Raw genomic sequence first — 14301 nt, 5'->3', positions numbered from 1 at the left:
GCGGTCAGATCAGGCGACGCTTGCGCCAGATGGCGGCTCCGCCCGCGGCCAGGAGCGCGAGGGCGCCCAGTCCGCCGCCGATGGCCAGCCAGAGCATCGGGGTCGCCCCGCCCTCACCGGTTAACGGCAGGTTGGACACCGCGACCCAGGTGTTGGTGAAGGGCAGCGCGCCCGTCACCGTACCGGTCTTGACGGCTCCGTTGTCGTCCTTCTCCTGAGTGACGGCCGCCGTAGCGGTTAGGCTGTTGTCAGCAGCCTGTTCCACGGTGACGGTCACGAGATAGGAGGCCTGGGAGTACTGGAATCCGGCGGCGTTGTCCGGCTTCACCTCGGTCACGCGGTAGGTGTAGGTACCCGGCGTGTCGAAGGTGAGTTCATCGAAACCGGCCTGCAGATCCGGACTGTCCGTCGTGACGGTCGTGATCAGAGTCTCGCCGGGAGTGACGGATTCGGGAGCGGAGACCGGAGTCATCTGGAAGCCAAAGCTGTCCCACTTGGCACCGGCGCCGTTCACGGTCTTCTGGACCTTGACGGTGTTGGCGGCCAGCGTGGCCGTGGCTGCCGTGTTGGTGAACTTCAGCGGCATAACGGTTCCAGAGGTACTGCCGTTCGAACCGTCATCCGTCTTCTTCTGGGTCCACTTAACCGACTCGATCTCGAGAGCTCGCGGCGTATCGGAACCGGTCTGAACGACCTTGACCTGCACATCATATTCAGCCTTGGAATACACATAGTGCTTGTTCTGCTCATTGGGCGTTTCCGTCACGGTGTAGTTGTACTCACCAGGCGCGGTGTACTCGATCGTGCCGAACTGCGCCGTCGCCAACGAGCCGGGCTTCGGCTTGCCGATCGTGATAGAGTCATTCGCGGGAAGCGGGGCATTGTCCTGGGCCGCGATCGTGAACCGGAAGGAGTCGCCGTCGCGCCAAGTGCCGTTGCCGTCCACGGTCTTCTCGACGGAAATGGGCGTCTGTTTGGTCGGCGTGTAGTGCACCTGAACCACCGGATGGGGGAATGCACCGATGACCCCAGACTGTTCCACACCATCCACGCGAGGCGTATAGGAGATGTGAGCCTCATTGTTGCTACGGAAGCCTGGTTGACCTGCGGAGCTGTCACCAGTACCGTCGGCACCGATGCCTTCTGGGGCCTTGGGATATCCGTTCGTGGCGTACTCGGTGTAAGCGATATCAGACGGCTTGATCTGGTATTCCAGCGAGTAGGTGAACCCGTCCCTCAGCGCATAACCCGCCGGGAACTCGATGGAAACCGTCTTGCCATCGGACGACGTGATCTGGTATGTTTCTTGGCTCTCGGTAGGCAGTCCGACCTCGGTCAGATCCGTCACTTCTTCGCCGGCAGAGTTACGCACGACGAGTCTGGCGCCATAATTGGAATTGGCCGCATCAGCATTCACGAATTCCACGTACTGCGACAGGGTGTCCGTCATGGAGACGTTCGTGAACACACTGCCCTTCGTGATATCATTGAAGATGCCATCGAAGATGTTGTCAAGGCTTTCGTCACCGGAAACGGCAGTGTAATAGTCACCAGGACCACGATCACCAGGCGTCGCCCAGTTGTTAGTGCTCGGACTGTCAACACCCCTCGCACCGGGATAATTTGATGATACATAGCTCATAAACAGGTCGGTATTGGTAGTACCGGTTGTAGTAGCGTCGGGATCCGCACTGATGGAATAGACGGTAGCCTTATCGTCCGTCTTCAGCGTATGCGCATAATTAATGGCGCTACTAGCCACAGCTGGAGAAAAAGAGTTACTCGTTGTCGGCTGACCATCGCTATAGAAAATCACTACGCGCTGCGAATCAGACCGCGCGCCCGACCCTGTCAACGCCGTATGAGCCAGATTCAGGCCTGCAGCGGCATTAGTTGCACCACCAGCATTCAGCTTCCGAACTGCCGTCTTCACGACACCAACATCAGAGGTCAGAGTCTGATTAATGATACCATCGTTAGCATAAGTGATAAGAGAGACTTGGATCTTCTTACCGGCTTCACTTATTTCTCCATTCTTGGTATTGACCTTAGTCAAAAAATTGTCAATAGAAGACTGAAGAACGGCAAGACGCGTGTCATTGCTGTAAAACTGATCGGTAGCTGGGTCTACGACTCTACCCGACTGCGTCCTCCAGTTTCCGTTCCTGTAGGAGACAGTCACATAAGTATTGTATCTATAAATCTTATAGGTCTCTGATGTGTCAATGGCTGCGCTATCGATCTTCTCCGATGGCCACGCCATGCTTCCCGACACGTCCAGCACGAGCGCGATATCCAGCGGGGTCACAGTCGTACCGGTGGTCTCACCGCCCTTGCCGGACACGTTCATGCTCAGCGTGTAGGTGCCGTCGTCGTTATACTTGACCTTCTTGCTGAAATCAGGCGCGTCTCCATCGGCGGTCGGTGCGGCGTCGCCGACGGCGGCGACCGCCGGGGCGTCGGTGGTGATCGCTTCAGGATGCGCATCCGTCGCGTCGACTTCCGGCTGCGCATCCACGGTGGCGTCCTCGGAGGGCTGGACCTCCGGGGTGGCTTCCACGGTGGTCGTGGCGTCTTCGGCCGGCTGCTGGTCGTCGGCGTAGGCGGACATGCTCACGCCGGCCATGCCGACGCTCATCGCGACGGCGCAAAACGTGGCGACGAGTTTGCGCACCGGCGTCCGGCCGTTCCTTTCTTCATCGGCTTGCGCGCCATGGCGCGCGAGAAGGCGTTTTGGTCCTCTCATGAGTGTGTTCCCCTCCGAATCTCTCCAAACTTTGGCATAGAAAAATCGTTCTTTCCCCGAGCCTACAAGAGCGAAAATCGATTGTCTATACTCCAGAAGAGGGCGATTTCACCCTCAATATACCGACAAGCCTTTGATTGAAGCCAAAGTCACCCCCTTGAAGTATCCCCTTCATCGCACTGTGAATTTTTTGTGAAAATACAACCCCCTCCCGCAAATCGAGCCCATCTGACCATGGCGTTCCCAACGATGCCAAGGGTCCTGTCGCATAATCCCACAATACGGACACGGCCCGCCGGGAATCCCCCGACGGGCCGTCATCATCCGCATCTTCGCGCGTGTAATTACCTATGCATTATTCCGCTTCCGCACGCGCATTATCTTGCGCTCGCATGCCGCATGCGCATCGGGCGTCCGCGTCGCTTCGAGGTCAGCGCGCACAGCAGCAGGCCGAGCAGCAGCGTCGCGATCGCGGCGAGGACACCCCATGTGCGCCCGTCATGCACCTCGGTCGGATTCGGCGCCGGGTAGGGGATCGAGACGCGGTGCCCGGAGACGAGCAGACGCTGCGTGTTCACGCCGTAGGGCGTGCACGTCATGAGCGTGACGCGGTCCTCGCCGGGCACGACGTGCAGCTGCGAGGTGTCGTCCGGGTCGATCACCGTGATGCGGTCGACCATGTACCCCAGCTTCTCCCCCATCACGTCGATGTAGAAGTAGTCGCCGTCCTTCATCTCGTCGAGGCGCGTGAACATCGGCGCGGCCACGAGACCGCGGTGCCCCGTGATCACCGACAGCGTCGAATCGCCGCCCACCGGCAGGCTCGAGCCGTACAGATGCCCGGCGCCCGAGGCGAGCGCCTGTTCCGAGGTGCCGTGGTGGATCGGCAGGTCCACGCTGATCTTCGGGATGATGATCGAGCCCATGACGCCGCCGCCCGTGTCGAGCAGCGACTGGTACTCCTCGTCCTGGCTCGCGGCGGACGTGTCCTTGTCCGTGACGTGCGAGCTGCCGGCCACGCTCGCGAAGGGGTCGACGGCCTCGCCCAGGATCGGCTGGCCGCTCGCGGCGAGGCGCTCGTTGTACGCGTGGGCGTCCTTGAGGCGGTTCTCCGCCTGCGGGTAGGGCCAGCCGAGCACGCGCCGTTCGACCGTGCGGCTTTGCGAGGACAGGACGCGCGCCGTGTTCCATTGGAGCACGAAAGGCGTGGCGCCGACGATGACGGCCGCGGTGATGAGCACGACCGTGAGCACGCGCATCGCGATCATGCGCCGGCGCAGCGAACGGCGCAGGCGCACGACGTCCTCGATGTCCGTCGCCTCCCGGAAGGTCGGCGGCGTCCATGGGCCCTGCGGCTCCTGCGTGATGGTCCTACGGTTCCTGCGCATGCTCGTCCTCACCCCGATGATTGCGGTCCCCATTGCCGTGTGAGACACGACGAAAAAACGTCCGCGGGGCGCGCGGATGGGCGCCCCTCGCCATGGGAGCTTACCAGACGGGGGGCCGAGCGCAAGCATTCCATCCCCTCGAGGGGATGGAATCCGCACGAAATCGCCATACACCGCAACGCGCCCCCATCGCGCGCACGGGACGAGCCGGACGCGGGGTCAGACGAAGTCGCGCGGGCCGAAGATCGCGGTGCCGATGCGCACGATCGTCGCGCCCTCGTCGATCGCGAGCGCCATGTCGCCGCTCATGCCCATCGACAGTTCGCGGCACGAGGCGGTGCCTTCGGCGCCGGAGTCGCGCACGCGGTCGCGCATGTCGCGCAGATGCGCGAAGCCGGCGCGGATGCGGCGTTCGTCGTCGACATGCGCGCCGACGGTCATGAGCCCCTGCAGTTCGAGCCCCTCGAGTGAGGCGAGTTCGAGGGCCAGTTCGAAGGCCTCGTCGGGCGCGCAGCCGGATTTCGTCTCCTCGCCGGATTCGTTGACCTCGAGGAGCACGCCGACGGCGCGTCCGCGCGCGGCGGCGCGGCGGGCGATCTTCTCTCCGAGGGCGAGCGTGTCGACGGATTCGATCGTGTTCACGTCGGGCAGCATCTTGCCGATCTTGTTGCTCTGCAGCTGGCCGATGAGATGCACGGGCAGGCGCGTGAGGGCCTCGGGGTCGTCGGTCTGCGCGAGGCTTTCGACGGTTTCGACGTCGCTCGCGCCGAGCACGACGCCGCGTTGGGCGCATGCGTAGCGCAGGCCGTCGATTTTGGCGACGATCTCCTGGGGGCGGTTCTCGCCGATCATGGGCACGCCGGCGTCGATCGCGGCCATGATCTCGCCCACGTCGCGCGTCTTCGTGGCGGCCAGAAGCGTGACGGATCCCTCCTGGCGTCCGCTCGCCGCCTCCTGGGCGGCGATGCGGTCGAGCACGCGGTGCACGTTGTCCGCGATGTCACGGGCGCGCCCCTCCTCGATCGTCTCGTTCGCCAAGTCCTTGTGGTCCATGTACGCGGTCATGACGGATCCCACCTTTCCACTTCCTCACCTATGGGCTTACGATACCGCACGGCGCGCGTCGCGTCACATATGTCGCACGATGCGGACCCGCTCCATAGAAATCGGACGTATGAGCGACCGATTTCTATTCTATGCAGGAGAGGGAGGAACTCGGGCTAGAGGCGCAGGAGGAGGGAGGGCAGGTCGTCGGGCACGCGCACGTCGGCGCGGCCGTCGGACCGGTCGTCATCCCCGACGCGGCCGCCGGTCCCGTCGGCGTCGCTCCGAGCGTCGGTCGCGTCGACGTGGGCGCGCACGGCGTCCCACGAGAAGAGCGCGAGCGCGTCGGCGGCCTCCATCGCCCGCGGATGGTCGGTCAGGCCGAGCGCCCAAGCGCAGTAGCCGATGATTTGCTCGGGGCGAACGCCTTGCGCGCGCAGCGCGCCCAGATCGGGCGCATGTTCGCGCTTGGCGAGACGCACGCCGGCAGCGTCGTCGAGGAGGGGCAGATGCGCATAGGCGGGGCGCGCGGCCGGGCGATTCCGGTTGGCGAGCCCCATGTCGAGCAGGAGGGCGCGCACGTGTTCCTGCAGCGCGGTCGAGCGCAGCAGGTCGCGGCCGCGCACGATGTCGTCCACGCCCATGAGCAGGTCGTCGACGGTGACGACGAACTGGTAGGCGAACAGCCCGTCGGAGCGGCGCATGACGACGTCGCCCAGGTCGGCGCCCAAGTCGAAGCGCCGTGGACCGTACACGCGGTCCGTGAAGGACACGAGGCCGTCGGGCGCGCCGGCGGGGGGCACGGCGAAACGCCACGAATGGCGGGCGCCATCGGTCAGACGCCGGGCGACCCCGTCCGGGTCGGACCGCCCGAGCCGGCGGCATGCGCCGGGGTAGACGATGAAGCGGTCGCCCTCCTGCGGGGCGCTTGCGGCGCGGATCTCGGCGCGCGAGCAGAAGCACGGGTACAGCGGGCCCGCCGGCATGTCGCGCAGGCGCGCGAAGACCTCCTCGTACAGGTCGAGCCGTTGCGACTGGTAGACCGGCTCGCCGTCCCAATCCAGGCCGAGCCATGCCAAATCATCCATGATCCAGCGGTCGGCGTCGGGGACCGCGCGCGGGGCGTCAATGTCTTCGATGCGCAACAGGATCCGTTCGTGCCGGGCGCGCGCGGACAGCCACGCGGCGAGCATGGCGTACGCGTTGCCCATGTGCATGCGGCCCGACGGGGTGGGCGCGAAACGACCGGTCATTTACGGCTCCGACCCCACGAATGTGCTCCACAGTTCGCTGTCGAGCGGCCAAGGGTTCGGCGAGCATTCCTTGAGGAACATCGATTGTTCCTGCATGAGCGGCGCGGCCTGTTTGTTGCCGCCGCACGGCGTTTCGTTGTCGATGTGTCCGAGCGCATGGCCCACTTCGTGGTTGATGACCATCGTGCGGTACTGCGCGAGGGTGGCGCCCGCGTCGAACCAGTGCTGCACAGCGCCGTCCCAGCGGGTCTTGTTGATGATGACGTCAGCGCCCACACGGCAGCTGTATTCCTCGGAACAGCCGGCGGCGAACGAGGGCAGCTCCTTCGTCTCGGCGAGTGTGATCGTCACATCGCACTGGCCGTCTTGCCCTTGCGCGAACACGACGCCCGCGCGGGGCCAGCCGCGCACGTCGTTGAGCACGCGGTAGACGGTGTTGGCGAAACTGTCGACCGGGCCGACGTCGCCGCGCGACGCGATGCAGTATGTCATGCGCGTCGGCAACGCGCCGCTCGAGACCGCGGTCTGCTTGGCTTTCGCGTATATCTCGGCGCGCGCGTCGTCGGTCAGCGGCGCCTCGAGCGCGGCGACCTCCTGCTGCTGCCGCTGTGCGCGCTCGTCGCCGGCCGGCGACTGCGCCTCCTCCGACGGCGAGGGTCTCGCATTGCGCGCCGGCGCGCGGTAGGGGCTCATCGCCGACGACCATATGCCCGAGCCGGCTTGCGCGTGGAGCGCGTTCAGCGCGCGCAACGAACCGCGCGTGCTGAGCGTGACACCGAGCACGAGCAGCAGGCACGCGCAGGCCACCACGGCGCGGCGGATGCGGTAGATTCGCCGGCGGCGTGCGCGCGCATGACGTCGCGGACTGCGGGTAGTGCTCACCGGATATCCTCACTCAAGCTGGCAAATTGGTGCAGTACGGCGAGTATATCCAATTACCCTTATAAACGACAATCTCCGGCGTGCAGGCCGGGGATTGTGGGTGCAATAACGGAAATCAGATAGCGAACAGCACGTTGAACAGCCAGCAGCCGAGCATGCCGCCGAAGATTGGAGCCACGACCGGAATCCACGCTTCGTTCCAACGCGACGACCCCTTGTGCGGGATCGGCAGGATCTGATGGAGCAGACGGGGCATGAGGTCGCGTGCCGGGTTGAGGCCGGGGCCGGTCGGACCACCGAGCGAGCAGACAAGACCCCAGACGATGAAGCCGACGACGATCGATGCGGCCGCGTAGTTCGTCCTACCCCACTGCAGTTCGAGGCAGCACAACGCGCCAAGGACGAGGAGCATCGTGCCGATGAATTCGTTGATGAAGTAGTTGCGCCGCGTCGCATAGGCATCGGTCGTGCAGAACGTGCCCAGAATCGCCTCCGCGCTCTCCGTCTCCTTGTAGTGCGGGTAATAGCAGATGTAAACGATGAGCTGGCCGACCGCCGCGCCGAGGATCTGCGCGCAGATGTACGGCAGGACCTCACTCCAGGGGAACATGCCGTTGACGGCCTGCGCGAGCGTCATCGCCGGGTTGATGTGCGCGCCGGAGACACCGCCGAACATCAGCACGGGGAACATGACGCCAAAGCCGTAGCCCATGGCGATGTTGATCCAGCCGGCGTTATGCCCCTTCGTATTCTTCAATTCGACATTGGCCACTGCGCCATTGCCGAAGATCATCAGCACCGCGGTGCCGACGAACTCCGCCGCCAACCGCGTAAACAACGAGTATTCCACTGCTCTTCAGCCTTTTCTATGCGTATGCAAGATGGTTTGAATAATCTTCTCTGATGGATGGATTGCATGGTTCACCCCGTATGGGAATGCGTGGGAACCGGTATGAGTGTAGCGCCCACCATGGGCAATGGCGGGTCGTCCACTCGAAAGAAAGGGCATGGAGGCATAGGGCTCCGCGGGCGAAATACGAGAGAAGCCCCGGCCGATACACGACCGAGGCTTCTCGCGGGTGCCCCCTCAGGGATTCGAACCCTGGACACGCTGATTAAGAGTCAGCTGCTCTAACCAACTGAGCTAAAGGGGCGTTGGTTTTGCGAACCGAGTGATAAATATACTCAGATTCTGCATCTTCGCAACCTTCGGCGTGTCGCAAATGGGAAATCGTTGCGATTCCAACGATTTTGGGCATTTTGTGCCACTAGGCCACATGTGCCCCAAACGCGCCCAGCACAGACATGATCGCGCGGATAATCCACCACAACGGCCATTATCTTCACAAACGACACGCCGAAGCATGCAATCCGGCCACCGTACGGCCCCAATCCATGCATACAGAAGGCCCCTGCAGCGCGAACTGCAGGGGCCTTCCAAATGCTTAAGCTCAGACTGGTAATCGGTCTGATGGGAAGATCATACGGTCATACGATCTTCAACGCGGGGTCACTCAGCGACGACCTTCACGAAGAAGTTCGCGGAGATCTCCGGGTGGAGCGCCACGGTGGCGGGGAACTCGCCGAGGGTCTGGATCTTCTCGACGGTGATTGCGCGCGGATCCACGGCAACCTTGTCGGCGAGGGCCTTGGCAATCTGGTCGTTGGAAATGCCACCGAACAGCTTGCCGGACTCAGACACCTTGGCCGGGATCTCGACGGCGATGCCCTCGATGATGCCCTTGGCTTCGACAGCGCCTTCACGGGTCGCCACAGCCTTGGCCAGGCGAGCGCGCTTCATGGCTTCCGCCTGGGCGGCGGCACCCTTGGACCATGCGAATGCGAGGCCCTGCGGGATCAGGTAGTTGCGGGCGTAGCCGTTCTTGACCTCGACGATGTCGCCTGCGTGGCCCAAATCGGTGACGGACTTCTTGAGAATAACCTTGGTATTAGCCATTTCGTCTCCTCCTCAGAACTCAGCGGCCGGTAGTCGCATACGGCAGCAGAGCCATCTCACGGGCGTTCTTGATCGCCTTGGCGATCTCGCGCTGCTCCTGCACGGTCACACCGGTGATGCGACGGGAGCGGATCTTGCCGCGATCGGAGATGAACTTGCGCAGCAGCGCGACGTCCTTGTAATCGATCTCGGTGACCTTGGCGGCCTTGAGCGGGTTCGGCTTCTTCTTAAACGGCTTGACCGGCGGCTGCGGCCTCTTGCGTGACATCTATTTGTCTCCTTAACGAATACTGTTCAATATGTTGTGGGGTGCGGCGTTACGCGCGCGATACGTCTTAGAATTCCGGCTCGTCGGATTCACCGCCGAATTCGGAGGTGCCGAAGGAGCCGAAGCTGGATCCGGAGGGTTCGGCGCTGTTCCATGGGTCGGAGACCGGTGCCTGTGCCTGCTGCTGCGGCGCGCCCTGCGCACCGAAGCCACTGGCACCGCCGGCATAGCCTGCTCCGCCTTGGTAACCGCCGTTGAACCCGCCCTGCTGCTGGTTGCCCACGAAACCGGAGCTCGACGACTGTCGATTCACCTGGGCCGTGGCGCGGCGCAGCGATGGGCCAATGTCGTCCACTCGCAGCTCCACAACGGTTCGCTGAGAACCGTCCTGTGCCTGGTAGGAACGCTGGGTGAGCCGGCCCTGTGCAATGACCGTCATGCCTTTGGACAGCGAGTTCGCGATGTTCGACGCCAGCGAGTTGCGGGCCGAATCCCACGCCGAGCAGTTGAGGAACAGCGTGTCGCCGTCCTCCCACTGGTTCGTGTTGCGGTTGAACTGCCTGGACGATGACGCGATCGTGAAGTTGACGACCGTGGAGCCACTGCCCACGGTACGTAGTTCCGGGTCGCGGGTCAGATTGCCCACGATGGTGATAATCGTTTCACCTGCCATAACGTTCCTTCCAACGTATGCGTGCCAATGCCGCAGTGGTCTTACTTGCGAAGAATCTTGGTGCGAACGATGGATTCGTTCAGGTTGAGCACACGGTCGAGCTCGTCGCTCGTGGCCGGCTCGCAGGAATACGTCACCACAACGTAGTTGCCTTCGGTCTTGCCGTCAATCTCGTATGCGAGCTTGCGGCGACCCCAAATATCGATGTTGTTGACGGAACCGCCTTCCTTGGTGACGATTTCCATGTGCTGATCGGTCAGCTTCTTGAGGCCGTTGTCATCCATCTCAGGATCGGCAATGAACATCAGTTCGTAGTTATGCGCAGACATCACCCACCTCCTTCGGACTGTTGGCCGCGGACTTTCCGCGACAGGAGTGTGTATGCGTTGTGCCCCTACATTCACACGGACTGCGGGTGCAGCCGGAGTACGCGGGCAACTGTGCCAGTGTACCCGCCGGAATGGACACGCAAGGCCCGCACATACACGCACATTGCTATAGTGAATATGCTCGATTCACGGGCATCCGAACGCAGTTTGAAAGGCGAACAATGTCTGCAGTTCTCGAAGGCACACCCGATAAACGTCTTGCACTTGTCACGGGCCGCGCCTACCCCGAGCAGGCTGAGGAGACCGCCCATTATCTCGGGACCGAAGTACTGCCAACGACGGCGTACGACTTTGCCAACGGAGAGATGTATGTGCGGTTCACCGAGCCCGTGCGCGGCGCCGACGTGTTCATCATGCAGGCGCACACGACTCCGATCAACAAGGCGATCATGGAACAGCTCATCATGATCGATGCCGCCAAGCGCGCGTCGGCACGCTCAATCACGGTTGTGGCGCCGTTCCTGGGATATTCACGTCAGGACAAGAAACATCTGGGCCGTGAGCCGATCACCGCGAAACTCATGTTCACGCTGTTCGCGGCGGCCGGCGCGGACCGCATCATGACCGTCGACCTGCACGCCGCACAGGAGCAGGGCTTTTTCAACGGCCCCGTGGACCATCTGACCGCGCTGCCCGTGCTGCTCGACTATATGCGCAGCCGTCTGCCGCTTGACAACACGACGATTGTCTCGCCTGACGCAGGCCGTATCAAAGTCTCCGAACAGTGGGCCGCAAAGCTGGGTGGACTGCCGCTTGCGTTCATCCACAAGACGCGCGACACAACGCGCCCCAACCATGCGGTCGCACACGGCATCATCGGCGATGTCGAGGGCCGCGACTGCGTGGTGATTGACGACATGATCGACACGGCGGGCACAATCACCGAGGCGGTGCGCACGCTGCATGAGCACGGCGCCAAGTCGGTCACGCTCGTCGCCACGCATGGCCTGCTCTCCGGACCCGCCGTCGAGCGCCTGCGTGACTGCGGCGCCAAGGAGATCGTGCTGATGGACACGGTGCCGATCCCCGAAGAGAAGCGTCTGCCGAACATGACGGTGCTGTCCGCGGCGCCGCTGCTCGCCGCCGGCATCCGTTCGGTGTTCGAGGCGCGTTCCGTTTCAAATCTGCTCAACGGACTGCCCGAAGACATGCGCACACGCAATATCTACGCGTAAGCACGCTGGTATTCGCCGCGACGCGCGGGCGCACCTGTGAATGTTGTGCGCCCGCGCGTTGCCATATCTATGGCCGGCGGCGCAGGGCTGCTACCATGTTGTGTCAGTATGCAAACGTCGAATATCCCGTTCCCGCTGGGGGTCTGGGCCTGAGGGGCGCACCAATGACTTCTTCCGATTCGCACAATAACGAACCGCACACCAAGACCGATGCTGCGGGTACTGATGGTGCCATGCAGACCGCCCCGGAACCACACCACAGCGTCGGCAGGATGATTCTGGAGTATCTCCCGTGGATTGTCGTGCCGATTGTGGTGGTTGTGTTGCTGCGCATGTTCGTGTTCACGATGTACGAGATCCCGTCGAGCAGCATGGAGAACACGCTCAGGGTCGGCGACCGTGTGATGGTGGTCAAACCGACGATTGCAAAACCGGAACGCGGTGACATCATCACGTTCAAGGATCCCGGCGGATGGCTGCCTTCGAATGAGAAGAAGCGTTCAGACATCCTAATCAAACGGCTGATCGGCATGCCTGGCGACACAGTGGAGTGCGCGGGCCATGGCGCGCCGATTATGGTCAATGGCGAGCCACTTGATGAATCCGCGTATCTGCAGGAGGGCATGGCGCCCAGTGAGATTCCGTTTTCTGTGACCGTGCCGGAAGGACGTGTATTCGTGCTCGGCGACAACCGCTCCAATTCCGCAGATTCGCGCTACCACCTCAACGATGTGGGTACTGACGGCACCGGAACCGTGCCGATGGACAACATCACCGGTGTGAGCAAGCTGATCTACTGGCCGTTCTCACACTGGTCCGTCACCCGCTGAACAGGATCTGCTCCTATATATTCGGGACATATATGAAGGGCGCTGTCTGTAGCGTATATCTACAGGCAACGCCCTTTTAGTGGCTCTTCCCTTTTTAGTGTGTAAGGGCCGTGCTCCATCATTTGTTGTGTGAATGATAAAAAGAATGGGGCACGGCCTGTCCCTGATTTTAGCGTGTTCGATGGTCAGCGCCTGTTGGGGCTGGATCGGTTGGGTCTTCGCGCCCGGTCCATGCGTTTTCTTGGTCGCGGGGACGGTTCGGGCGTGTGGCAGATCCGCTGCGACACGGGGGACGAATCGGCGCGGACGTGTGTCTCGTGCGGCTGCATGTGCCGGGTGCGCACCTCGCGTGAACGCACCGTCGTGCACGTGCCCCTGGGATCGGACGCGATCCATCTGAAGGTGCGGGTGCGCTCCTATGAGTGCGTCGCGTGCGCGCGTATGTGGCACGACGACCTGGGGGCGCTGGCGTCGGGACGCACGCTGCTGTCGCGGGCCGCGGTGGACTGGGCGCTTCGCCGCGTCGCGTTGGAGTCGGCGTCGGTGGCGGCGTGCGCGCGCACGCTGGGCTGCTCGTGGAACGCGCTGGACCGGGCGGTGCGCGCGGCCGGCATGCGGATCCTGTCCGAATCCGACCCGTACGGGGCGGTGACGCGCATCGGCGTGGACGAGCACGTGTGGCGCCACGGCGCATCCGGCGACCGGTACGTGACCGTGATCGTCGACCTGACCCCGCGCGCCGACGGCAGACCGGCCAGACTGCTGGACATGGTGCCGGGCCGTTCGGCGCAAGCGTTCGCGAACTGGCTCGAAGCGCGGGGCGCACGCTTCCGCGACCGCGTCGAGGTCGTGGCCATGGACGCGTTCTCCGGATGGAAGCAGGCCGCCGCCCGCATGCTGCGCACGGCGGTCGAGGTCATCGACCCGTTCCATGTCGTGCATCTGGCTGCCGGCAGGCTCACCATGGTGCGCTGCCGCCTGCAACGCGAGGCCACGGGCCGGCGCGGCGTCAAGGGCGAACGCCTCTACGACTGCCGGCGCGCCCTGCTCAAGACCGCCTCGCTGCGCACCCCACGCCAGAGGGAACGCGTCGACGCACTGCTCGTCGGCCCCGTCAACGACGCGCTGAGGCTGGCGCACGGCGCCTACCAGCGCATCATCGCCTGCTACCGGCACAAGGACCCGCGCCGGGGCCGACGCATGATGGGCGCGCTCATCGACGCGCTGGCCGAACCGACAGCCACACGCCGCTGCCCCGAGCTGCGATCCCTGGGGCGCACGTTGAAACGACGCCGCGCCGACATCCTGGCCTACTTCACGCACCGACACTCGTCCAACGGACCCACCGAAGCCATCAACGGCCGACTCGAGACCCTGCGCGGCATCGCCATGGGATTCGACAACTTCGAACACTACCGCCAACGAAGCCTCATCCACTCCGGAAGAATCAAAGACATCCTTACACACTAAAAAGGGAAGAGCCCTTTTAGTTCTCTGGTTCTCTGACGAAGGTCATGCATAACACCGCTTGGCATGACAAACCTCTGTTGGTGCGTCAATGATTCGGGGAGGTGTTTCTGTGGTGTGGGGATACCTTATATATGGTGTGTGTATGCGAAGGGCCCCGGTTGGTTGCCTTCCGGGTCTTTATATGTATGGTGTGGGTATGGCAAAGCCCACCGGTTGGGGTGGGCTT

Annotated in this window: 13 protein-coding genes and 1 tRNA gene; 3 read left to right on the top strand and 11 right to left on the bottom strand. The window is 63.0% G+C overall.

The window, feature by feature from the left end; translation table 11 throughout:
- Positions 1 to 4: 4 nt before the first annotated feature.
- From OU02_RS06540 to rpsF, 11 genes are all read right to left on the bottom strand, one after another.
- Complete coding sequence (locus OU02_RS06540; RefSeq protein WP_080720537.1) at positions 5 to 2746, bottom strand: DUF7604 domain-containing protein; 2742 nt, start codon at positions 2744 to 2746, stop codon at positions 5 to 7.
- 377 nt (positions 2747 to 3123) lie between these two features.
- Positions 3124 to 4134: a class C sortase gene (locus tag OU02_RS06535; protein WP_033489472.1), complete on the bottom strand. Its 1011-nt coding sequence runs from the start codon at positions 4132 to 4134 to the stop codon at positions 3124 to 3126.
- Positions 4135 to 4353: 219 nt separating this feature from the next.
- Complete coding sequence (locus OU02_RS06530) at positions 4354 to 5199, bottom strand: YggS family pyridoxal phosphate-dependent enzyme (protein ID WP_033489471.1); 846 nt, start codon at positions 5197 to 5199, stop codon at positions 4354 to 4356.
- Positions 5200 to 5354: 155 nt separating this feature from the next.
- Positions 5355 to 6431, bottom strand: coding sequence for a tRNA glutamyl-Q(34) synthetase GluQRS (gene gluQRS, locus OU02_RS06525; protein WP_033489470.1), 1077 nt, complete (start codon positions 6429 to 6431; stop codon positions 5355 to 5357).
- Positions 6432 to 7313 carry a DUF3152 domain-containing protein gene (locus OU02_RS06520; protein WP_080720538.1) on the bottom strand — a complete coding sequence of 294 codons (882 nt, stop codon included), beginning with the start codon at positions 7311 to 7313 and terminating at the stop codon, positions 6432 to 6434.
- 115 nt (positions 7314 to 7428) lie between these two features.
- Positions 7429 to 8163 (bottom strand): MIP/aquaporin family protein, encoded by a 735-nt coding sequence (locus OU02_RS06515; RefSeq protein WP_033489469.1) that lies wholly within the window; start codon positions 8161 to 8163, stop codon positions 7429 to 7431.
- 230 nt (positions 8164 to 8393) lie between these two features.
- Positions 8394 to 8467, bottom strand: a tRNA-Lys gene (locus OU02_RS06510).
- A 356-nt stretch (positions 8468 to 8823) separates the two neighbouring features.
- Entirely contained in the window at positions 8824 to 9270 is a 447-nt protein-coding gene (gene rplI / locus OU02_RS06505; RefSeq protein WP_022858967.1) for a 50S ribosomal protein L9, read from the bottom strand.
- Between the two features lie 19 nt (positions 9271 to 9289).
- A complete protein-coding gene (gene rpsR, locus OU02_RS06500) occupies positions 9290 to 9538 on the bottom strand; it encodes a 30S ribosomal protein S18 (RefSeq protein WP_022858968.1) in 249 nt (82 codons plus the stop codon).
- A 67-nt stretch (positions 9539 to 9605) separates the two neighbouring features.
- Positions 9606 to 10211 (bottom strand): single-stranded DNA-binding protein, encoded by a 606-nt coding sequence (locus OU02_RS06495; RefSeq protein ID WP_033489468.1) that lies wholly within the window; start codon positions 10209 to 10211, stop codon positions 9606 to 9608.
- A 41-nt stretch (positions 10212 to 10252) separates the two neighbouring features.
- Positions 10253 to 10540: a 30S ribosomal protein S6 gene (gene rpsF, locus OU02_RS06490; protein ID WP_033489467.1), complete on the bottom strand. Its 288-nt coding sequence runs from the start codon at positions 10538 to 10540 to the stop codon at positions 10253 to 10255.
- Between the two features lie 221 nt (positions 10541 to 10761).
- Here rpsF and OU02_RS06485 point away from each other — a divergent pair, with 221 nt between their 5' ends.
- The 3 genes from OU02_RS06485 to OU02_RS06475 all read left to right on the top strand — a co-directional run bounded on the left by OU02_RS06485 (position 10762) and on the right by OU02_RS06475 (position 14075).
- Entirely contained in the window at positions 10762 to 11775 is a 1014-nt protein-coding gene (locus OU02_RS06485; RefSeq protein WP_033489466.1) for a ribose-phosphate diphosphokinase, read from the top strand.
- 164 nt (positions 11776 to 11939) lie between these two features.
- Positions 11940 to 12605 (top strand): signal peptidase I, encoded by a 666-nt coding sequence (lepB, locus tag OU02_RS06480; protein WP_152593162.1) that lies wholly within the window; start codon positions 11940 to 11942, stop codon positions 12603 to 12605.
- A 129-nt stretch (positions 12606 to 12734) separates the two neighbouring features.
- Entirely contained in the window at positions 12735 to 14075 is a 1341-nt protein-coding gene (locus OU02_RS06475) for an ISL3 family transposase (RefSeq protein WP_481170238.1), read from the top strand.
- Positions 14076 to 14301: the final 226 nt, after the last annotated feature.

Origin of the sequence: Bifidobacterium pseudolongum subsp. pseudolongum DSM 20099, from assembly GCF_000771225.1 — a bacterium.
Taxonomy (GTDB): Bacteria; Actinomycetota; Actinomycetes; order Actinomycetales; family Bifidobacteriaceae; genus Bifidobacterium; species Bifidobacterium pseudolongum.
The sequence above is the reverse complement of the archived record's forward strand: the minus strand, read 5'-3'. Positions and strand labels throughout refer to the sequence as shown.